At 63.8% G+C, this 20624-nt stretch carries 15 protein-coding genes and 1 pseudogene; 4 read left to right on the top strand and 12 right to left on the bottom strand.

What is annotated here, in order from left to right:
• The first annotated feature begins 63 nt into the window (after positions 1-63).
• Positions 64-1155: an AI-2E family transporter gene (locus tag BMI01S_RS25205; protein ID WP_036045867.1), complete on the top strand. Its 1092-nt coding sequence runs from the start codon at positions 64-66 to the stop codon at positions 1153-1155.
• Positions 1156-1200: 45 nt separating this feature from the next.
• On the opposite strand, the gene BMI01S_RS25200 is transcribed toward BMI01S_RS25205, so the two are convergent.
• From BMI01S_RS25200 to BMI01S_RS25175, 6 genes are all read right to left on the bottom strand, one after another.
• Positions 1201-2643 (bottom strand): heavy metal sensor histidine kinase, encoded by a 1443-nt coding sequence (locus BMI01S_RS25200; RefSeq protein ID WP_042290939.1) that lies wholly within the window; start codon positions 2641-2643, stop codon positions 1201-1203.
• Positions 2640-3329 (bottom strand): heavy metal response regulator transcription factor, encoded by a 690-nt coding sequence (locus tag BMI01S_RS25195; protein ID WP_028214139.1) that lies wholly within the window; start codon positions 3327-3329, stop codon positions 2640-2642. The genes BMI01S_RS25200 and BMI01S_RS25195 overlap by 4 nt, the downstream gene beginning before the upstream one ends.
• Positions 3330-3485: 156 nt before the next feature.
• Positions 3486-4997, bottom strand: a complete 1512-nt coding sequence (locus BMI01S_RS25190) for an efflux transporter outer membrane subunit (protein ID WP_042290937.1) — start codon at positions 4995-4997, stop codon at positions 3486-3488.
• Between the two features lie 2 nt (positions 4998-4999).
• Positions 5000-6271, bottom strand: a complete 1272-nt coding sequence (locus BMI01S_RS25185) for an efflux RND transporter periplasmic adaptor subunit (RefSeq protein WP_042290935.1) — start codon at positions 6269-6271, stop codon at positions 5000-5002.
• Complete coding sequence (locus BMI01S_RS25180; RefSeq protein ID WP_028231892.1) at positions 6268-9498, bottom strand: efflux RND transporter permease subunit; 3231 nt, start codon at positions 9496-9498, stop codon at positions 6268-6270. Before BMI01S_RS25180 ends, BMI01S_RS25185 begins: the two co-directional genes overlap by 4 nt.
• 246 nt (positions 9499-9744) lie before the next feature.
• On the bottom strand, positions 9745-10800 hold the full coding sequence (locus BMI01S_RS25175; protein ID WP_081723502.1) for a LysR family transcriptional regulator: 1056 nt from the start codon (positions 10798-10800) through the stop codon (positions 9745-9747).
• Between the two features lie 387 nt (positions 10801-11187).
• On the opposite strand from BMI01S_RS25175, the pseudogene BMI01S_RS25170 reads away from it, so the two are divergent.
• Both BMI01S_RS25170 and BMI01S_RS25165 read left to right on the top strand, forming a co-directional pair.
• Positions 11188-11592, top strand: a pseudogene (locus tag BMI01S_RS25170) (MgtC/SapB family protein); the annotation flags it as partial.
• Between the two features lie 187 nt (positions 11593-11779).
• Positions 11780-12031, top strand: a complete 252-nt coding sequence (locus BMI01S_RS25165) for a GlsB/YeaQ/YmgE family stress response membrane protein (protein ID WP_028214136.1) — start codon at positions 11780-11782, stop codon at positions 12029-12031.
• Positions 12032-12121: 90 nt separating this feature from the next.
• Here the strand turns inward: BMI01S_RS25165 and BMI01S_RS25160 are convergent, their stop codons facing one another.
• The 3 genes from BMI01S_RS25160 to BMI01S_RS25150 all read right to left on the bottom strand — a co-directional run bounded on the left by BMI01S_RS25160 (position 12122) and on the right by BMI01S_RS25150 (position 16405).
• A complete protein-coding gene (locus tag BMI01S_RS25160) occupies positions 12122-13654 on the bottom strand; it encodes an acetyl-CoA hydrolase/transferase family protein (RefSeq protein ID WP_028231893.1) in 1533 nt (510 codons plus the stop codon).
• A 194-nt stretch (positions 13655-13848) separates the two neighbouring features.
• Entirely contained in the window at positions 13849-14070 is a 222-nt protein-coding gene (locus BMI01S_RS25155; protein ID WP_028214135.1) for a hypothetical protein, read from the bottom strand.
• 130 nt (positions 14071-14200) lie between these two features.
• Positions 14201-16405 (bottom strand): FUSC family protein, encoded by a 2205-nt coding sequence (locus BMI01S_RS25150; RefSeq protein ID WP_028231894.1) that lies wholly within the window; start codon positions 16403-16405, stop codon positions 14201-14203.
• A 169-nt stretch (positions 16406-16574) separates the two neighbouring features.
• Here BMI01S_RS25150 and BMI01S_RS25145 point away from each other — a divergent pair, with 169 nt between their 5' ends.
• Entirely contained in the window at positions 16575-17588 is a 1014-nt protein-coding gene (locus tag BMI01S_RS25145; RefSeq protein ID WP_042290931.1) for a LysR family transcriptional regulator, read from the top strand.
• Positions 17589-17661: 73 nt separating this feature from the next.
• On the opposite strand, the gene BMI01S_RS25140 is transcribed toward BMI01S_RS25145, so the two are convergent.
• The 3 genes from BMI01S_RS25140 to BMI01S_RS42590 form a co-directional block, all read right to left on the bottom strand.
• Positions 17662-18768 carry a cupin domain-containing protein gene (locus BMI01S_RS25140; protein ID WP_028231895.1) on the bottom strand — a complete coding sequence of 369 codons (1107 nt, stop codon included), beginning with the start codon at positions 18766-18768 and terminating at the stop codon, positions 17662-17664.
• Between the two features lie 258 nt (positions 18769-19026).
• On the bottom strand, positions 19027-20115 hold the full coding sequence (locus tag BMI01S_RS25135) for an amino acid permease (protein WP_051381479.1): 1089 nt from the start codon (positions 20113-20115) through the stop codon (positions 19027-19029).
• Positions 20116-20428: 313 nt separating this feature from the next.
• The coding region (locus BMI01S_RS42590) for a hypothetical protein (protein WP_042290929.1) at positions 20429-20624 on the bottom strand (196 nt) is incomplete at its 5' end.

The raw sequence follows: 20624 nt of genomic DNA, 5'->3' as shown, positions 1-20624 counted from the left end.
GGGCAATGTCGCCACTCGTCCGCCGTTAGTCCACTATTCGGCCTCAACGGGAATTTATCGCTCATGGAAGGCAACAAGGCTCTTCACCAGACATCGTTCTACCTGCTGCTGCTGACGGTATCCGTCGCGCTGTGCTTCATCCTCGCGCCGTTCTTCAGCACGGTGCTCTGGGGCGCCATTCTCGCGTTGATCTTTCAGCCGGTGCAGCGCAGGCTCGTCGCACAGCTCGGGCGCAGGCGCAATCTCGCCGCGCTCATCACACTCATGATCTGCCTTGTGATCGTGATCTTCCCGCTCACGCTCGTCGCGGGAACGCTGGTCCAGCAGGTCGCCCTGGCCTACCAGCAGGTGCGCGCCGGCAGTCTCGATTTCGGGGCGTACTTCAGCCAGATCGTCCATGCACTGCCCGTCTCGATCCAGAACCTGCTGGCGCGCTACGACCTCATGGATCTGCCGGGGCTGCAGCAACGGCTTTCGGCGGGCGCCGCGGAAATCAGCCAGTTCATCGCCACGCGCGCGCTGAGCGTCGGGCAGAACACCTTGCAGTTCCTGGTGAGCTTTGGCGTCATGCTCTATCTGTTCTTCTTTCTCGTGCGCGACGGAAGCGAAATCTCGCGGCTGATACGCGACGCCATTCCGCTCGACAAACAGCACAAGCTGCATCTCATACGCAAATTCACGACGGTGATACGCGCGACGGTGAAGGGCAACCTGGTCGTCGCGGTCGTGCAGGGCGGGCTGGGCGGCATTGCGCTCTGGGTGCTCGGCATTCAGGGCGCGCTGCTGTGGGGCTTCGTCATGATGCTGCTCTCGCTGCTGCCGGCCGTGGGCGCGGCGCTGGTGTGGGGGCCGGTCGCCATCTATTTCCTTTCGACGGGCGCGATCGCGAAAGGCGTCGGACTCATCGTCTTCGGCTCGGTGGTCATCGGCACCGTGGACAACGTGCTGCGCCCGCTGCTCGTGGGCAAGGACACGCGCCTGCCCGACTGGGTCGTGCTGATTTCGACGCTGGGCGGTATTTCGCTCATCGGCATCAACGGCTTCGTGATCGGGCCGCTGGTGGCCGCGCTCTTCATCAGTTGCTGGGATCTCCTGCGCAAGGGTCAGCACGACATCGAAAACGAGCGCGCGCCCGTTGAGGACGAGCCCGTATGAGGTCGATCGTCTAGCCGGCGTCAGCGCCGGACGTCATGCGCAACGTCAGGGCGAAACGTGCAGCGGCAAGCCGGCGCGACCCTGACGCACGATCCCGGCATCGACAGGCGACTGCTGCGCATCGCCGCCGTCCACGGCCACCGAGAAGCCAAATGTATTCACACCGTCGGCACTGCGCACGAACACCGAGCCGCCGTGCATCTCCGCCACGGCCTTGACGATCGAAAGCCCGAGCCCGTGATTTTCGTGGCTGTTGGAGCGCGCTTCCTGAAGGCGGTAGAAGCGGTCGAAGATATGCTCGCGTACTACCGGATCGAGCGGCTCACCGGGATTCGAAACGGCGATCTCCACGTGTCCGTCCTGCGGCGCGACGGTGGCGCACAGCGTCGTTCCGGGCTGCGAATGCTGGATCGCATTGACGAACAGATTGCTCACCGCGCGCCCGATCAGCGAAGTGTTCACCCATGCGCGGGCGTCGCCCTGCACTTGCACGCGCAACTGCGCTTCTTCCAGCGGCATTTCCAGAAAGTCGAGCATGCGCTCGATCTCGGCGCGCAACGAGACTTCCGCGAGATCCGTCGCCCGTTCGCCGCGGTCGCTGCGCGAGAGAAACAGCATGTCGTTCACGATCACGCGCAATCGTTCGAATTCCTCAAGATTCGATTGCAGTGTCTGTTGCAACTGCTCGACTGAACGGTCGCGCGTGAGCGCCACCTGGGTCTGGCCGATCAGAATGCTCACTGGCGTGCGCAATTCGTGCGCCACGTCGGCGTTGAACGACTCGAGGCGCTCATAGGCCTTGTCGAGGCGCTCCAGTGCGCCGTTGAACGACGTGGCGAGTTCATGAAGCTCCTCGGGCAGCGCGTCCGAATGCAGACGCTGGCGCCGGTTCGACGGACTCAATTGCGCCGCCTCGCGCGAGAGGCGCGTGAGCGGGGCGAGCCCGAAGCGCGTGACCGCACGGCTCAGGAGCGCCACCACGATCGTGGAAAGCACGATCAGCACGCCGAGCACCATGCCGAAGCGCCGCAGCATGCCTTCGGTGCGCACGCAATCAGTGCCGACCACGAGCTTCACCTCGGGCCGCTCGCCGCTCGCCGGCACGATATAAGTCGATGTGATGATGTCGTAGCTGCTGCCGGGCGGGCGCACGCGCAGATGATTCGGGCCAACATCGCCCGTGACCTTGCCGACGATGGGTGAGCCGAAGCGAAAGCGCGGATCGGGCCCCTCGACGTAGTAATGCATGCGGCTGTCGGCGGGCGAGAGGTCGCGCAGCTTTTCCTGCACGAAGGCCCACTTCTCAACGTTGGGTGCGTGCGCAACGATCAGGTTCGCGATGCGCGCCCGCGTGTCGAGCGTCTCGCGCAGCTCGTTGAAGAGCTGACGCTGCATCAGGAGGAAAAGGCCCGCGCCCGTGAGCGTGAACACGATCAGCGACACCGCCGCGAACATCGCCGAGAGCCGCAGCGAGATCGAGCGTTTCATGGCGTCTGGCCTCCTTCCTCGCGCACTTCGAGCACATAGCCCATGCCGCGGATGGTGTGCAGCAGTTTCGCCGCATGCGGGCCGTCGAGTTTCGCGCGCAGCCGCTTGATCGCCGTCTCCACCACGTTCGCGTTGCTTTCGAAATTGACGTCCCAGACCAGCTCGGTGATGAGCGTCTTCGAGAGAATCTCGCCGCGCCGGCGCGCGAGCACGGAGAGCAACTGAAACTCCTTCGCCGTGAGATCGAGGCGCACACCGTCGCGCGTCGCCCGGCGGCTGATGAGGTCCACCTGCAGATCGCCCACCGAAATCAGCGTGGATTCCTGTGAGCGTGCGCGGCGCGTGAGCGCGCGCAGGCGCTCGACGAGTTCGAGAAACGAGAACGGCTTCGTGAGATAGTCGTCGGCGCCGTCGCGCAGGCCATGGACGCGGTCGTCCACGCGGTCGCGCGCCGTCAGCATGATGACCGGCGTGTCCTTCTTCGCGCGCACGGCGCGCAGCACGCCGAAGCCGTCGAGCTTCGGCAGCATGACGTCGAGCACGATCACGTCGAAGTCGTATTCCGTGGCCATCCACGCGCCTTCCTCGCCATCCATGGCGACGTCCACGACCCAGCCTTGTTCCGTGAGTCCGCTGCGCAGATAGTCCACGACCTTGCGCTCGTCTTCGATTACCAATACTTTCATGCCCGCCCTCCTCTTCGCGCGGTGTCCTGCGATCTCGCCCGGCGTTCTTTCATATTCCGCCAGCGGGCCGCCGCGGCTCATGACCGCGGTTTCGCGCGCTTTTTTCGGTCCTGATGCCGGGCTCGTTCAAGCCCTGCCATAAGCCTTTTTCACGACTCAGCCTCTGTCCGCCGCCTTCTGCACTTCGCGGCACGTTCCCGCGCTGCACGCCACCTCACGCTCGCTGGCGCTCCAGCCGCCGCCCAGTGCTTTTGCCAGAAAGACCACCGTGGCCACCTGCTGCCCGTGAATCTGCACTTCCTGGCGCTCGCTGGCAAGCAACTGCTGCTCCGCATTGAGCACGTCGATGAACGCGACGAGTCCGCCCTGATAACGGTCGTTGGCGAGATCGAGGGACTTGCGTGCATCATCCACGGCCGACTGCCCCTGTGTCGATGCGCGCTCCAGCACCGAGAGACCCGTTACCGCATTTTGCACCTCCTCGAACGCGGTGAGCGCGGTCTGTCGATACGATGCCTGCGCCGACTCGTAACCGCCTTGCGCGAAATCCACACCCGCTGCGCGTTTGCCGCCATCGAACAGTACCTCGCTGGCCGTCGCGCCCACGGACCACATCAGGCTCGGCACCGAGAAAAGACTGCCGAAACGCGTGGATTCCCAGCCAAACGCGGGGGAGAGCGTGATGTCGGGAAAGTACGCCGAGCGCGCGACGCCGATCTGCGCATTGGCGGCCGCCATGGCCCGCTCGGCCGACGCGACGTCGGGCCGCCGCTGCAACAGCTCGCTCGGCAGGCCGGTGGGCAGCGCCGGTACCGGCAGCGGCGTGACCTTCCGTGCGATCGAGAACTCGGGCGCGGGCTGGCCGACCAGCACGGCAATCGCGTTCTGCTCCTGCTGGCGCTGATTTTCGAGCAGATGCACCTGCGTGAGCGTCGCGGCGAGCTGCGCCTTCTGCTGCAGCAGTTCGAGACCCGAAACAGCGCCGAGATCGTGCTGCGCGGTCACGAAATCGAGCGCCCTTTGCTGCGATTGCGCCGAGCGATTCACCACGTCGATCTCATTGTCGAGTTCGCGCATGGCGAAATAGTCGGTGGCGAGTTCAGCGGTGAGCACGAGGCGCGCGTTGGCGAGGTCGTCGCTCGCCTGCTGCGTCGAGGCTTGAGCGGACTCGACCATGCGCCGGATGCGCCCGAACAGATCCAGCTCGTAGCTCACGGTCGCGCCGACGGCAACCTGGTTTTGCACCGTCGATGTATTGGGCGTCGCGTAGTTCGTGAGCGGCCGGTTTGCGGAAATGCGCTCGCGCGCGAGGCTCCCATCGACGCCCACCTGCGGGCTTTGCTGCGACGAAACCGATGCCAGCGTGGCGCGCGCCTGGGCGTAGTGAGCGGCGGCCACGCGCAGCGTCTGGTTGCCGTCGAGCGCGGCAGTTTCGAGGCGGTCGAGTTCGGCGTTGTCGAACGCCTTCCACCATTGCGGATCGAGCGGCGCATGCGAGGGCTGCGCCGCGTGCCAGTATGAATCGGCCGAATCGATTCGCCACGCCGCCGGGCTTTCGGTTTGCGGGGCGTGGTAGTCGGGGCCCACGGTGCAGCCCGTGAGACCGATCGCACTGAGCGCCGCGGCGTATGCGAGCCACGTCAGCCGTTGCGGCGTGTGTCGCGGCATGCTCACGTCGCGCTCCGTTTCGGCGCCTCGCGCGCCGCATCGGTCTTCGCTTCGCTCTTCGCTTTGGTCATGTTCGGCGCGACCACCACGACGCTGTCGCCATCGGCGATCGAATCGCTCGGGTTCAGCACGACGCGGTCGGTCGCTTCGAGCCCGCCGCTGATTTCGAGCGTTTGCCCGAGGTCCAGCGCGATTTCAACGGGTTTGAGCTTGACCTTGCCATCGGCATCGACCACTGCGAGACGCGGGCCCTCGGAGCGGAACAGTAGCGAGTTGGCCGGCACCGTGAGCAAGCCTTTCGCGTCGGTCTGCAATGCGGCCTGTACGTACGCGCCAGGCAGCAGCTTGCCGTCGTGATTGGGCAGCGCAATTTCGGCCTGCAGCGTGCGCGTAGCCACGTCGATGGCCTGTGCCGTACGCGTGACGGTGCCGTCGAAAGTGACCCCCGGCAGCTCCTGCTCGGTCACGCTCACGTGCTGGCCAACCGCCACTTGCTGCGCGTAGGTCTGCGGCACGTCGAGGTAAAGGCGCAACGGATCCGCCTGCGCGATCGAAAAGAGCGCATGCCCCGCGCCCCCATTGCCCGCGTTCACGAGGTCGCCGATATCGACGTTGCGCTGCGTGATGATGCCCGTGATGGGCGCGACGATACGCTGAAACGATTTCATCTGGGCGAGGCGGCGCACGTTCGCCTCGGCGGCGGCGAGGTTCGCCTCGTCCGTGTTGAACGCACCCTGACGATCATCGAGCTCCTGCTGCGAGACGGCATCGCGCTGGCGCAGTTGCTGCGCGCGATCGAACGAGGTCTTCGCCAGCGCAAGTGTCGACGCGGCCTGCTCGCGCTGCGCCTCGGCCTGCGCGAGTTCCTGATCGATCTCGGGCGTATCGATCTCGGCAAGCAGCTGGCCTTGCTGCACGTGCGCGCCGATATCGGCGTACCAGCGCCGCACGTACCCGTTCGCACGCGAATAGATGGGTGCTTCGACATAGCCGCGCAGCGTGCCCGGCAGCACGACGCGACCATCCGCGCCTGCCGCGACGGGTTGCACGACGCTCACGTACTGCCTCGCGTTCTGCTTCGTCGCCTCGGCGAGATGGTGGGCGTTCATGAGGTTCGAGACGACCGTGCGCGCCGCGCCCGCCGCCAGCAGCAGCGCGACCACGATCACCGCGAGGCGCGCGCGCTTGGCCGCCTGGCCGCGCGCCGGCAGGTCCATGCCCTGCTCGCCGCCCACGGTGAAGTCGAGAGATGAATGGTGGTGAGGTTCGTTCATGTCATCGGCCAGTTTTGACTTGACGTGTCGCCACGCGCACCATGCCTGCGCGCCTCGCGCTCGCGCTTCGCGACGGCACGGCGGGCGAGCCGCGTATGCACGGTCGCAAACATAAGTGGTACGAAAAATAGTGTGGAGACCGTAGCGAACAGCAGGCCGCCGATCACCGCACGCCCGAGCGGCGCATTCTGCCCGGCGCCTTCGCCGAGACCGAGTGCCATCGGCACCATGCCGATCATCATTGCGAACGCCGTCATCAGCACGGGGCGTATGCGCGTGGCGCCCGCTTCGAGCGCGGCCGCGAGCGGCGTCGCGCCGCCGGCGAGACGCTGGCGCGCGAACGCAACCACGAGAATGCTGTTCGCGGTCGCCACGCCCACGGTCATGATCGCGCCCGTGAGCGCGGGCACGCTCAGGTGCGTGCCGGTGAGAAACAGCATCCACGCAATGCCTGCGAGCGCAGCGGGCAACGCGCTGACGATGATGAGCGGATCGGCCCACGACTGGAAGTTCACGACGATCAGCAGGTAGACGAGCACCACCGCCATCGCAATGCCGATGCCGAGACCCACATATGATGAGCGCATCGTGCCGATCTGCCCGCGCATCGTGATGGTCGTGCCGCGCGGCGCGTGCGCCTGCACCTGCCGGACGATGTCGTTGATGTTCCCGCCCACGGAACCCAGATCGCGGCCCTCCACGCTCACGAGCAGGTCGATCACGGGCCGGATGTTGTAGTGGGTGACAATGGCAGGTCCATCGTGCGGTTTGAGCTGCACGAGGTTGCTCACCAGCTGCAGCGGTGCGTTGGCGTTCGCGCTGCGCGCGGAAACGGGCGTCCCCATTACCTCGTTCACGGAGGTTTCGCGATACTGCGGCGTCTGCACGGTGAGCGGGTATTCCACGCCGGTTTGCGGGCTCACCCAGAACGCGGGCGAGGTCTGCGTGCTGCCCGAGAGGGCGATCAGCACGTCCTGCGCCACGTTCTGCGGGCTCAGATTCAATTGCTGCATACGCGTGCGGTCCATCGCGAGCGTGAGCGCGGGTTCGTCGTTGCGCTGCTCGATGTGCGCATCGACGGCGCCCGGCAATTGCCGCACCTTCTTGAGCAGCGTGCTCGCAAGCGCCATGTTCTCCCCGGGATTGGCGCCCACGACCTGCACGTCGATTGCCGCGGGTTGCCCGAAGTTGAGAATCTGCGTGACGATGTCCGCGGGCTGGAAGAAGAACTCGACGCCCGGAAAGCGCTGCGGCAACAGTGCGCGCAGCTTGTCGATGTAGATGCGCGAGGGGTCATGGTCGGGCTTCAGTGCAATCTGGATCTCGCCGTCGAGCGTGCCCATCGTCCCTGCATTGCTGTACGAGAGATTGATGCCGCTATACGGCAGCCCGAGGTTGTCGACGATCGTTTCGAGCTGGTCGGGCGGCACGACTTCGCGAATCGTCTGCTCGACCTGGTCTGCGAGTCGCGCGGTCTCCTCGATGCGAAAACCCGTTGGGCCGCGCATGTGCAGTCGAATGTTGCCCGCATCGACGGAGGGAAAGAAATCGCGGCCGAGGAAGAACACGAGGCCGAGCGAAAGCAGGCAAAACGCGAGGAACGTACCGCCGAAAAACTTTCGGCGCGAGAGCAGCAGGCTCAGGAGCGCGATGTAGTTGGCGCGCACGCCCTCGAACGCGTGATCGAAGCGCCAGTGTATGCGCGCGAAGAGCGAACGATCCGCGCGCTGCGTATGCGCGGCAGGATCGTGACCCTCGAACAGCAGCATGGCGAGCGTCGGCACGAGCGTGCGCGAGAGGATGTACGACGCGATCATCGCGAACACCACGGCCTGCGCGAGCGGCACGAACAGAAATCGCGCCACCCCGGTGAGGAAGAACATCGGCACGAACACGATGCAGATGCACAGCGTCGAAACGAGCGCGGGCACCGCGATTTCACCGGCGCCATCGAGAATGCCGTCGTGCAGCCCCGCGCCCAGATGCAGGTGGCGCTCGATGTTTTCGATGGTGACCGTTGCGTCATCAACGAGTATGCCGACCGCGAGCGCGAGGCCGCCGAGCGTCATGATGTTGATGGTCTCGCCCAGTGCGTAGAGGACGATGATCGAAGCGAGAATCGACAGCGGTATCGACACGGCAATGATGAGCGTGCTGCGCCAGTTGCCGAGAAAGAGCAGGATCATCGCCGCCGTGAGCACGGCGGCGATGAGCGCCTCGCGCATGACGCCCTGCACGGCGGCGGAAACGAACACCGACTGGTCGAAGAGCGGCTTGACGACGAGGTCGGCAGGGAGCGTCTCGCGCGCCTTCGGCAAAAGATCGCTTAGTGCGCCGACCACCTGGAGCGTGGAAGCATCGCCACTTTTGAGGATCGACATCAGCACGCCGCGCTGCCCGTCCTGGCGCACGACGTTGGTCTGCGGCGTAAAACCGTCGCGCACGTGCGCCACCTCGCCTAGATAGGTGGTCGCGCCATTCACCGTCTGCACCGGAATGCGGTTCAGCCCGGCGATCGTATCGGGCGACGCATTCGTGTCGACGCGATACTCGGTTTGTCCGAGCTTGGCCGTGCCGGTCGGCAATATGAGGTTCTGCGCGTTGACGGCATTGACGATATCGGCAGGCGTGAGGCCCTTTGAGATGAGCGCGCGCGTGTCGAGGTCCACGGAGATCACACGAGTCTTGCCGCCGTACGGGTAAGGCACCTGCGCGCCGGGAATCGTGATGAGCTGCGGGCGCAGGAAGTTCATCGCAATGTCGGCCAGGGCCTGCTCGCTCATCGACTTGCTCGAGAGTCCGAGCTGGATCACCGGAGTGCTCGACGCCGAATAGCTGATGACGAGCGGCGGCGTGGCGCCGGGCGGCATCTGCTTCACCTGCGCCTGTTCGGAGGCAACGGCTTGCGCGATGGCCGTTTGCAGGCTCGCACGAGGCTGCAGGAACAGCTTGATGATGGCGATGCCCGGCAGCGACTGGGATTCGATGTGCTCGATATTGCTGACCGTGGTCGTGAGGCTGCGCTCGTTGACCGAGGTGATGCGGTCGGCCATGTCCTTCGCGGAGAAGCCGTTGTACGACCAGATGATGCTGATGACCGGAATGTTGATGTTCGGCAGCACGTCTGTGGCCATCGACATCAGCACGAACGGCGTAGCCAGCACGATCAGAATGGCCATCACGATGAACGTGTAGGGCCGCTTCAGCGCGAGATCGACAATCCACATGTCAGCGTTTTGGACAATTCAGGCGAGAGGTTGAGACGCAGACGCATTCGTCCATCGGGTGCCGCATGCCAGGCAATGGCGGTGGCAGATCGCTGGCGCCGACATGACGAAATTGACAGAGAACACACGAGCCGCGCGAGAGCGCAGAGCGATCGCTGCTAAAACGGTGGAAAGCGGCCTCGCGACGCGCCGTACGGCCATACCCGCGAGAATGGCGCTTCGCGAGCACATCCCTCTGTAACTGCTTCAATTCACGAGGCGCAATCGCTCCTGGTCGTGCAACTGGCGCCCGCTGCGGCCGCGTCTGGATTGCTCCCGCGCATGCGAACCGTGCGAGCCCGCGTGCGCCTCTGCCTGGCGGCGCACCGGCGCGTCGCGGGCGGTGAGCGCGGCTTCCTGTTCGGCAAGGACGAGCGGCACTTTTTCGCGGAGAAACTCGACGAAGGTGCGGATCTTCGCATCCAGATAGCGGCGCGAGGCGTACAGCGCGTAGATATTGAGCTTCTGAAGCGTGTGCGTGGGCAGCACACGCACGAGGGTGCCGTCGGCGAGACCGGGCAGCGCCACCGGCACCGGCAGCGGGCCGATGCCCATCCCTTCGCGTATCGCGAGCGCGAGCGCTTCCGGGTTGTTCACCTGGAACGGCGTCACGCCCGTGTGCCGGAAGGTCTCGCCGAGCGGGCCTTCGGAGACCCATTGGCCAGCGGGCAGACTCGCATCGGTGAGATGCAGGCAGGTATGCGCCGCGAGATCGTCGAAGGATCGCGGCACGCCGCGCGATTGCAAATAGGCGGGCGAGGCGCAGAGAATGGCAGCCGTGCTGCCCAGATGCTGGGAAATCAGCGCGGAGTCCTCGAGTTCTGCGGCGACCACGACCGCCACATCGAAGCCCTCCTCGATGATGTCGGGCATCTGCTGCGCGATCGTGAGGTCGACCGAGACCTCCGGCAAATGCTGCTGGTAGCGCGCGATGAGCGGCATCACATAGTGCTGGCCGAAACTCGTGCCGCCATACACGCGCAGCTTGCCCGCGGGGTTCGCCTGGGCGGCGGCGGCTTCGGCCTCCGCCTGCTCGATGTCGGCGAGAATGCGCTTGCAGCTCTGAAAATAGCGCTCGCCCGCTTCGGTGAGCGACATGCGCCGTGTCGTCCGATTGAGAAGCCGCGTGCGCAGCCGCGATTCGAGGTCGGTCACCGCGCGCGAGACTTGCGCCGTCGTCATCGTTTCGCTCGCCGCAGCGCGCGTGAAGCTGCCGGACTCCACCACCCGCATGAAGACCCGCATATTGCGCAGCGTATCCATCAGAGACTCCTGTCGATCCGAAGCTGGCGCTTTCGCGCCATGCTCCGGTCCCACGCAAGTTGATTGCTTTCCATTCGGCCAGCCCCCATCTCGAACTGGATGGGACCAGTTTCGCTCAGGAGCCGTGGCCTCATGCTGACTCGAACATGACAGCGCGGACAGCTTGGCGCAGCGCCCCGTCCCGCGTATGATCCACGAGCCCACGGGGTGTACGCCGATGCCCCCGTCAAGCTTGCGCGAGAGCCGCAAGACGTGGGCGGCCGTCTGGCGCTTTTCATGACAAAACGACATAGGCCGCGATTTGCGTCACGCCGCTCGACCCATTGCCGGTCAGCACGCCGAGCGTGACGAACAGGCACGCGCCGCTCGCCACGAGCGTGATCGTGCGTACTGTGCGGCGCCGGTCACTACGGTCCGGCGGTCGCCGGCACCGCCGTCGTGCTGCTCACGAATACGGTGCTGCGCGAGGTGAGCCGCATCATCAACGCAACGCCCGTTTCGAATGCCGACCTCGTGCGCGCCTACGTGCTGACCGTGGTTTGCCGCGAGGAAGACGAGGTGCATATCCGCACCGTGCTTTCGAATTCCATGTACTCCACGCCGCTTTCGTTTCAAAGCCTCACGAGCGAAGACATGCCCGGCGATCCGCAGCGCCTGCGCGTGACCGCGACGATGCGGCTGCATCCGAAATACCAGTCGAAGCTCGAACTCATGGCGAGCCGCCTGAGCATGGAGAAAGGCGTTTCCAGTGTGAGCTGGACCGCCGCGGAACCCGAGATCGCGCCGGAGTAATGCTGCGGGTCTGCATTCAACCGCATTCCTTACGAATGCATTTCCGATTCATTGCGATTCTTTAAATTATCCTCGGCAATATTCAGGAAGCGTCAATTCTGGGCAGGTTTCGTGGACGCGTATGCGCCCTTGGACTAAGCTCCACTCACCGTGATTCATTCACGCCAACAAAGGGGAGTCTGTTCATATGCAACACGGCATCATTGCCTGGCTCATCATCGGCGCAATCGCGGGCTGGCTCGCTGGCGTCCTCGTCAAGGGCGGCGGTTTCGGATTGTTCGTCGATATCATCGTCGGCATTGTCGGCGCGTTCATTGGCGGCTGGCTTGCGGGGCTGCTCGGCATCCATATCGGCACCGGCATGATCAGTTCGATCATCACCGCGATCATTGGCGCGGTCATTCTGCTCTTCGTTATCCGGTTGTTTAAAAGAGCATAGCGAATCCGCGGTATCAATAAAAAACGGGAGCAGCCCTTCAGCTGCTCCCGTTTTGTTTTGGATGCGTCAGAATCGCTGGCGCGTCATCCCTTATGCGTTGACGGCAAGTCCACCTTCTCCCGTCGCGTTGGGCAGCATCGAGCCGGTTTGATTGAAGCGCAAATGCATTTCGTAAGCACGTGCGAGATCGTGCGGCGTCTGACCGCCGATTTTGAGCGCATCGCGATAATAGTCGCGCAGCACGTCGCGATAGAGCGGATGCGCGCAACGCTCGATGATGAGACTTGCGCGTTCGCGGGGCGCGAGGCCGCGCAGGTCGGCGAGACCCTGCTCGGTCACGATCACGTCCACGTCGTGCTCGTTGTGATCGACGTGCGGCACCATCGGCACGATGCTCGAGATGCGGCCGTCCTTTGCGATGGCCTTCGTCGCGAAGATCGCGCACGAGGCATTGCGCGCGAAATCACCCGAGCCGCCAATGCCGTTCATCATGTGCGTGCCGCCCACATGCGTGGAATTCACGTTGCCGTAGATATCGCATTCGAGCGCGGTGTTCAGCGCGATCAAGCCGAGGCGGCGAATCACTTCCGGATGGTTGCTGACTTCCTGCGGGCGCAGCACGAGCTTGTCGCGATAGCGGTCCAGTTCGGCTAGCACCTGGGCCTGGCGCGAGGCGGAAAGCGTCATCGAAGCGCCCGAAGCGAACACCATCTTGCCCGAGTCGATCAGATCGAACGTCGAGTCCTGCAATACTTCGGAGTACATCGTGAGTGCTTCGAATGGCGAATCCACGAAGCCCGAGAGCACCGCGTTCGCGATGGTGCCGATGCCGGCCTGCAGCGGCGGCAGTTGCGCGCTCATGCGGCCATGCTTCACCTCATGTTGCAGGAACTCGATGAGGTGGCCTGCAATGCGCGCGGTTTCCTCGTCGGCCGGCAGCACCGTCGAAGGGCTGTCCGCTTCGTTCGTGATGACGATGGCCGCGATCTTCTCGGGCGGGATCTCGATGGCGGTCGTGCCCACGCGGTCTTCGGGCCGCACGATCGGCAGCGGATCGCGATGCGGGCGGCGGCCGGGGATCCACACGTCGTGCAGGCCTTCGAGCGCGAGCGGCTGCGCGAGGTTGATCTCGACGATCACTTTTTCCGCGAGAATCGCGAAGCTCGCCGAATTGCCGACCGAAGTCGTGGGCACGATCGCGCCGGTTTCGGTGATCGCCGCGGCCTCGATGATCGCGAGGTCCAGCTTGCCGAGCAGGTTCGCACGCAGCATCTCCACGGTTTCCGAAAGATGCTGGTCGACGAACATCACCTCGCCGCGGTTGATCGCCTTGCGCAGCGTGGCGTCGACCTGGAACGGCAGGCGGCGTTCGAGCACCCCTGCTTCGGTCAGCATGCGGTCGACGTCGTGCCCGAGCGACGCGCCCGTCATCAGCGTGATGCGCAACGGCTCTTTCTCTTCGCGTGCGCGGCGCGCCAGTTCGATCGGCACGGCCTTCGTGTCGCCGGCGCGCGTAAAGCCGCTTGCGCCGACGCGCATGCCATTGCGCACGAGTTGAGCCGCCTCGGCGGCCGACGTGATCTTTCCGCGCAAAGCGGCACAACGAATACGGTCTTCGTACATCATAGTCTCCACAAACTCTCTGATCGCCTGGTGGCCATTTTCAGGTCTCGGATCGGCGGCCGTGCACTGCGGTTTGACAAAACACTGTTGCAAGTTTTTTGCAGCCACAATGCGCAAAGCCGCGGCGCCCCTGTGAAGGCGTCGCGGCGAAAGATGTCAGCGTGCGCCGGCACATGGTGTGCGGGCTCCCGGTCTCAGCTACCGAAGTAGATCGTGCAGAAGCTGACCGGGCCAACGCATTCGTCCTGACCTGCGGGCTTCGCGATAGCGCGATTGGCGGGCGCCTGCGCGGCCTGCGGGGCAGCCGATTGCGCGACCTGCCCGGGACCGCTCGCTGCCGGTGCCTCGTTCTGTGCATGAGCAGCGGCAGCGGCAAACAGCGAACAGACAACAACAGCGATCTTTACGGACTTCATTTTCCTCTCCAGTGCTAACGGGTACTGCGAAAGCAGTGATGTGACTATATGACTCGGGGTCGTATTGATTAAGCAGGCTGGTTGGAACGGATACTTCCAGACTTTGGCAAGATCGCGCGAGCCGCCTTTTTCATTGTGTTTTCAACGACCTGGCAAGCTGGCGGCGCGCCAAAGGACCAAGCGGCGCGTCGCGGTCGAGCAGCGCGCTACGGATGAAGTGCAGATGGCTGAGCAGTCGCTGCACCTCGTGCCGCCGCTCGCGCTCGTGATGCACCGTTGCCAGGGCCTCCTGGCCGATCCAGGTCGCCGCACGCACGGAGATGAGCGCGCATTCGAGCAAGGCCCCGTCCGGATGCTCAAAAAGGCGTGCAAGGTCTTCAAGCACACGTTCTAGCGCGGCGTTCCAGCGCGGGTCATGACGGCCGAGCCAGGCGGCCGTCTGTGCCTCGTTGCGCAGATCGACGACGGCATGACCCACTTCGAGGGTGACGAGCATCCACCGCAACGCGCGCCGGTGAGCCTGATGACGTCCGCTCAGCAGCAACCTCAACTGGTGCATCAGGTCATGCGTACCGGACTGGAATCGCTGCCCGAGGCCTTCTATGTCGCCATGGCAAGCCAGGACGACCTGGCCGCGCAACGACACGCATATGCGCTCGACGAGCCAGTCCATATGCGGCGGAAATACCACCAGGAAGGCTAGCGAGGCCACCAGCATCGCGGCGACGACGGCGATGCCGTTGTTGAGCAGCAGATCCGGCGTGTAGGCGATCACGTTATCCGGCCCCGCGAGCAGACAGAAGAACACCGCGAAACCGATGCCGTAGCCCGCTATGCGCGGCCGGGTGGCGAGAAAGGCGCCGATTGCCAGCACCGGGGCGAGCGTTGCACACAGCAGGGGGAAGCCATCGACATTGGGGTACACGTAGCAGGTGAAGAGATAGCCGGTCACCGCGGCAAACGCCGCGCCGACGGCCATCTGCACGGCCATGCGCGACGCGCTCGGCGACGAAGAGGTCAGCGCGCAGGTGATCGCGGCGGCGATCATGGCGAGGCCGCCGCTCGGCCAGTCGGTCTCGACCCAGAACCAGCCCAGGGCCGCCACCACCACGGCCGTGCGCACGAACGTGAACGCCACGACGTACCAGCTCGTGCGGGGCATGTAGCGCGCGACGCGTGACTCCTGCGCGGGCCACGCCTCCATCAGCGACGCCCAGGTGCGGCTGTAGCGCACGATCTCGGTCGTGAAGCGGTAGATGAGTTCGGCCGAAGTATCGAAGTCAGGAAGCGCATCGGGCAGCGCGCTTTCGAGTGGACGGCGCGTCTCACGCACGTGACGCGGCAAGGTGCGCTGGAAGGCCTCGAGTCCTTCCGCAAGTCGCAGGGCGTAGGTCCGATCGCTCTCTTCGCGACGCGGCCGCTGCGCGAGCAGTGCCGCGAGCTCGCTGAAATAAGGCGCGAGCGGCGCGATCGCCGCGTCGCTCCAATGCAGCCGTTTGAGCAGCTGACGCAACGCATGCAGCCGCGCGCAAGCGTCCATGAACTCGGAGTTCAGGCGCGAGAGCAGCCCGCTGCGCGAGCGCATCGTCGGGTCTTCGAAAAACGAGAAAGCGCGCGTGGCTTCGAAACCGACGACATCGTCGACGAGGCTTGCAAATCGCCCTTCGAATACGCCCCTTTCGAGCCGCCCGGCCAACACCGCCGAGGCGAACGCAGTAAAATTAACATAGCGTGATCGCAAGGTGCGATCGAGTAGCGAGCCCAGCTGCCGGGGCACGATCACCGCACTGACCATACCGGAGCAAAGAATCCCCACGGCCACTTCGGCCCCGCGCCCAAGCGCGGCAAGAAAGAGACCGTTGGGCTGCATCACGAGCGGAATACCGATCAGCGCCGCCGTATAGCCGGCGAGCACGAAACCGTACCAGCGAAAATGGCGATTTCTCATTGCAGCGGCCGTACAGGCGGCCACCCAGCCCGTCATCCCAAGAATGTAGAGTTCGGGCTGCTGGACGAACACGGCGCCCAGCACCACCGCCGCGATCATTCCCACGGCCGTGCCAACGATGCGATAGACGCTCTTCGCGAACACCATGCCCGAGAGCGGCTGCATCAGCACGAACACCGTCGTCATTGCAATGCGGGGCTGCGGAAGATCGAGCAGCATTGCAATGCCCATGGCGAGCAGTCCGGCGGCGACCGTTTTCAGCAGATGAATCCAGATCGTGCCATCACTGACATGCCAGTCGCGCAGCGCCCTTCTGGCGGCGCGCCATATGATTTCCGCGCGCCGACGCGAGTCGATCGCTCGATGTATCGCAGGCTGGCGGCTCATGAAAAACGCTCGGGCTGTTTCGAAGACAGGGGCCGATTGTAGGAGCGTCAATGCGCCGCATTAATGGGACGCGCGGGGAACCTCCGTTCCAGAACGCTCAACAATGGCGAGGCCCGGCAGGCGGACAATATCGTTTCTGTACCGAATAAAACAAGGTCAAGAAGGTCTGATGGATACGTTACAAAACATGCGCGTGTTCGTTCGGGTCGTGGAAGCGGGTAGCTTCACCGCTGCGGCCCAGTCACTGAACTCGACTACCGGCGCGATGTCACGCGCGGTATCCGAACTCGAGGCGCATTTGCGCACCCGCCTGCTCAACCGCTCGACGCGCCGGCTTGCGCTCACGCCAGCGGGGGAGCGTTATCTCAAACGCTGCTCGCAGATTCTTGCGGACGTCGATAGCGCAGAAGAAGAAGCGAGCTGCGCGCACGAACGCCCGGCCGGCGCGCTGCGCATGCACAGCTTCGCGAGCATTGGCCAGCAGTACGTGCTGCCCGCAATTTCGCGTTACCGCGCGCTGCATCCCGAGGTAACGGTCGAGCTGACGCTCTCGCAACGCATGCCGGATCTCTTCGAAGGCAGCAGCGATGTCTCGGTGGTGACGGCGTCGTCTTTGCCGAACTCCGATCTCGTCTCGCACCAGCTAGGTTCGACGTACAGCATCTTGTGCGCATCGCCGGGCTACTTGCATACGCACGGCGCGCCGCTCACCCCCGCCGATCTCTCGCATCACGATTGCTTGATCCTGAAGTCGCCGGCGTTTCCGGCGCACGAGTGGACGCTCGAAGGGCCCGAGGGCAACGTCGAGATGCACGTGGACGGACCTGTGCAGGTGAATATCGCCGAATCGCTCGCCGTCGCAATACGCGAAGGCATGGGGATTGGCATGCTGCCGGTCTACGCGGCAATCGAAGGGCTGCGTAACGGGACACTCGTGCGGGTACTGCCGCTGCACAAGCTCCAGAAGTCGAACGTGTACGCGCTCTATCCATCGCGTAAGTTCGTCGATGCGAAGACGAAGACGTGGGTGGAATTCCTGCGCGCCCATCTTCCGCAGGTCATCGCGCGCGATCTGGCGCTGCTCGAAGAGCTGACGCAAGAGCAGCTTGCGGACGAGGTGGAGCATGTGGCATTGGCGAAGGACGCGGCGCTCGCAGCCGCCGGACCGAAAGCCGTGCAATAGGTTGCGTCATTGAATGCTGCGGACACAAAGAGCCGTCCAAAGGACGGCTTCTTTGTTTGCCGGCGCGTGTCGATCAGGCCAGTTCGAACGTGGCAGGCAGTGTCACTTCGAGCAGTTCGAGATCCGCGCTGCAATCGGCAAAACCATATGCGAGACCGCCAGGAAGAGTCAGACTGTCGTCCGCGCGCAGCGCGTGCGAACGACCCTCATGCTCGAGAGTCAACGACCCGCTCAGCACGAAGAAGAAGCAAAACTCGGTGGCATGGCAGCGCACCGTTGCCGGTTTCGCCTGCGCCGGCCGGACAACGCGAATGCCGGCGAGCCCATTCGTCGCAGCACCAATTCCCGTGTCGGTCATCACGAATCCGTCTGAATTCCAGGGCCGCCATCGCGCTTCCCCGGCGATATGGCGCACAAAGCGCTGGCCGCCGAAATCATGATCGCGCGGATAAATTTCCGTCGGCAATGTCATCTGGTGATCGGCCATCGTAATGTGTTCGGCGGGACTACTGATTTCGATGACCTCCGCACCTGCCGAACTTTCAAGCACGCGATGACGGATTTCCGGAGGCTGCAGCACGCAATCGCCGGATTTCATCACGATCGGTTCGCCCTGACCTTCGTAGACAACGCGCACCCAGCCCTTACGGCAGAAGATCGCCTGGAACCGGACCTTGTGATAATGCACGTAGTCCGGCACCGGACCTCCTTCAAGAATGCGGATGTGCGACGCAATAAAAGCTCCGCCGTGCCGGTTCGGGAGCAGGTCTCGATAGCGCAGGCCAGCCCGGCCGATGCTCCACAATACGTTGTCAGTCGCCGAAGCCAGCACCAATTCCTGGCGGGTGGCCGGCAGCCGCATCGGCGGGTCGGCATGGACAAGCCGGACGACAACGCCATTCGGCGCAACCAGTTCGCGCTTGCCATCGAGGTGTCGCCCAGGATCGACGCACAACAGTTGTAGCTCACGCACGCCACGATCAGGTATGCCAACCGAAAGCCGCAGCGTCAAGTTGTGTGCCGACAGGATCGCTGTCTTCGGGCTGTCGGCCGGAAAAATCGCGTCGATCCGAAAGCCGAGCTGGGCAGTGAAAAACTGCATCGTTTCAACGAGATCCGTGCAGGTCATCGGAACGTGGAAGCCGCGGATATCGTCGATCAAAGATTGGGAATCGGTCATGATTTCGTGTCACATTAAGTAAAGACGGCCGCCGGGCGGCAGCATTGACGCCGGAAGAGTGCCATCTGCCCGGTGGCGGCCCCGTCAGGACGCACGAGATGCCGACACGGCGCGGGGCCCGCGACTCGGGCCTGCAATGTGACAATCGGATAAGTTCCACAATCGCAGCATGAGGCGCCCCAACGTTGCGGTGTTGCTCGACATCCGCTGAGAACTGCTCTCGTAATTGACGCATGACCCCCTCTTCCTCGTCCAGAATCAGGTGCCAGCGACATCGGCGAGCAGAGCCTGCGCAATCCGCTTGCGATAGACGAAGTAGACCACCGAGACCGCCGCGAGCCATGGCACACCCACGATCCACGAGATGTTCCAGAACTCGGTGTCGAGGCCCATTGTGACGAGAATCGCCACGAGCAGCGCGATGCCCGTGATCTGCGCCACCGGAAAGAACGGCATCCGGACCGGCAGCGTGCGGCCACGCCACGCGCGCCGGAAACGCAGGTGCGTGACGAGAATCACGATCCACACGAAGATGCCGCCGAAGAGCGCGATGCCGAACAGGTAGTTGTACGCGAGCGGGCTGAAGAACGACACCCCTGCGGCAACCAGCGTGCCGACACCCGAAATCAGCGTCGCGACAAGCGGCGTGCCGTTGGCCGAGAGCTTGCCGATCCACGACGGCGAGTAGCCGCCACGCGCCAGCGAAAACAGTGTGCGCGACGACAGATAGATATTCGTATTCATGCTCGACAGGGCCGCCGTGATCACCACGAAGTTCATGACACCTGCCGCGTGCGCAATGCCAGCATGGGCGAACAGTTTCACGAACGGGCTTTGCTGCACGACCTTCGCCCCCGCTTCCGTCCATGGCAGATACGCCAGCATGATGCCCAGCGCGAGAATATAGAACAGGGTGAGACGCAGCACCATCGAGCGCAATGCTTGAGGAATCGCCTTCGATGGATCCTTCGCCTCGCCCGAGGTCACTGCCACGATCTCCACGCCATAGAACGAGAAAATCGCCATCAACACGCCCATCCAGACGCCACCAAAACCGTGCGGCATGAAGCCCCCCGGGAGCCCTGTGAGGTTGCGCATGCCCACCGCCGCCGTGCCCGTGCCGATGCCGAACAGATGCGAGAGACCAACCACGATAAAGGCGAGAATCGCCACCACCTTGACAAGTGCGAACCAGTACTCGAACGATGCGAAGTTTTTTACCGAGCGGCAATTCACGTACACAAGCGCGATGCCAAACGCGATCGACCACATGCAGACGGGCACGCCCGGAAACCGGAAGCCCATGTAGATGCCCACGGCGATGGCCTCGCCACCCACCGCCACCACTTCAATGACCCATTTGACGGGTGCTAGCGTATCCGCAGAGGCCCTCGCAAAAACTCGAGGAGCGTCTCAACACACGGAGTTTCTGCAGAGCATACTGACAGAGGCCGCCTACAGTGAATTCGCACGCGACTGCGTCAAAAGAATAGATCGTATGTATTCCTATGTATTCTGAACCCGGGTCGACAACACAGCCCACGCGCGTAGTATGCGGAGCAATCAAATGTCTTCGAGACGAGGGAACCTTAGTGGGGTCGGGCTGTTGTTAGCGTCAAGTTAAGCGCGGCCGTGATCGCGTGTCTCTTGCGCAAGGTCATCAAGCGATCTCGCGCTGCTCGAATAGCTGACTCAAGATCAAGCAGGCGAACGACGCGGCGCGCGCAGCCGGCGTGCCGAAGGCCGTACAGAAGACCATATTGAGAATTGGGTCGAGGATGGCTGGGGCGGCATCAGAAAGGTGTCGCAGGCAAATCCGCAGGGGCATTTTCCGGCTGCTGCTTTTGCGCACGCAC

The organism is Paraburkholderia mimosarum LMG 23256 = NBRC 106338 (assembly GCF_000739815.1).
Taxonomy (GTDB): domain Bacteria; phylum Pseudomonadota; class Gammaproteobacteria; order Burkholderiales; family Burkholderiaceae; genus Paraburkholderia; species Paraburkholderia mimosarum.
The sequence above is the reverse complement of the archived record's forward strand: the minus strand, read 5'-3'. Positions and strand labels throughout refer to the sequence as shown.

Bases quoted from the DNA above. Each gene is read 5' to 3' on its own strand.
- BMI01S_RS25195 (WP_028214139.1), bottom strand. From the start codon at position 3,329: ATGAAAGTATTGGTAATCGAAGACGAGCGCAAGGTCGTGGACTATCTG.
- BMI01S_RS25200 (WP_042290939.1), bottom strand. From the start codon at position 2,643: ATGAAACGCTCGATCTCGCTGCGGCTCTCGGCGATGTTCGCGGCGGTG.
- BMI01S_RS25180 (WP_028231892.1), bottom strand. From the start codon at position 9,498: ATGTGGATTGTCGATCTCGCGCTGAAGCGGCCCTACACGTTCATCGTG.
- BMI01S_RS25165 (WP_028214136.1), top strand. From the start codon at position 11,780: ATGCAACACGGCATCATTGCCTGGCTCATCATCGGCGCAATCGCGGGC.
- BMI01S_RS25160 (WP_028231893.1), bottom strand. From the start codon at position 13,654: ATGTACGAAGACCGTATTCGTTGTGCCGCTTTGCGCGGAAAGATCACG.
- BMI01S_RS25140 (WP_028231895.1), bottom strand. From the start codon at position 18,768: ATGACCGATTCCCAATCTTTGATCGACGATATCCGCGGCTTCCACGTT.
- BMI01S_RS25150 (WP_028231894.1), bottom strand. From the start codon at position 16,405: ATGAGCCGCCAGCCTGCGATACATCGAGCGATCGACTCGCGTCGGCGC.
- BMI01S_RS25190 (WP_042290937.1), bottom strand. From the start codon at position 4,997: ATGCCGCGACACACGCCGCAACGGCTGACGTGGCTCGCATACGCCGCG.
- BMI01S_RS25145 (WP_042290931.1), top strand. From the start codon at position 16,575: ATGGATACGTTACAAAACATGCGCGTGTTCGTTCGGGTCGTGGAAGCG.
- BMI01S_RS25155 (WP_028214135.1), bottom strand. From the start codon at position 14,070: ATGAAGTCCGTAAAGATCGCTGTTGTTGTCTGTTCGCTGTTTGCCGCT.
- BMI01S_RS25205 (WP_036045867.1), top strand. From the start codon at position 64: ATGGAAGGCAACAAGGCTCTTCACCAGACATCGTTCTACCTGCTGCTG.
- BMI01S_RS25185 (WP_042290935.1), bottom strand. From the start codon at position 6,271: ATGAACGAACCTCACCACCATTCATCTCTCGACTTCACCGTGGGCGGC.
- BMI01S_RS25175 (WP_081723502.1), bottom strand. From the start codon at position 10,800: ATGGATACGCTGCGCAATATGCGGGTCTTCATGCGGGTGGTGGAGTCC.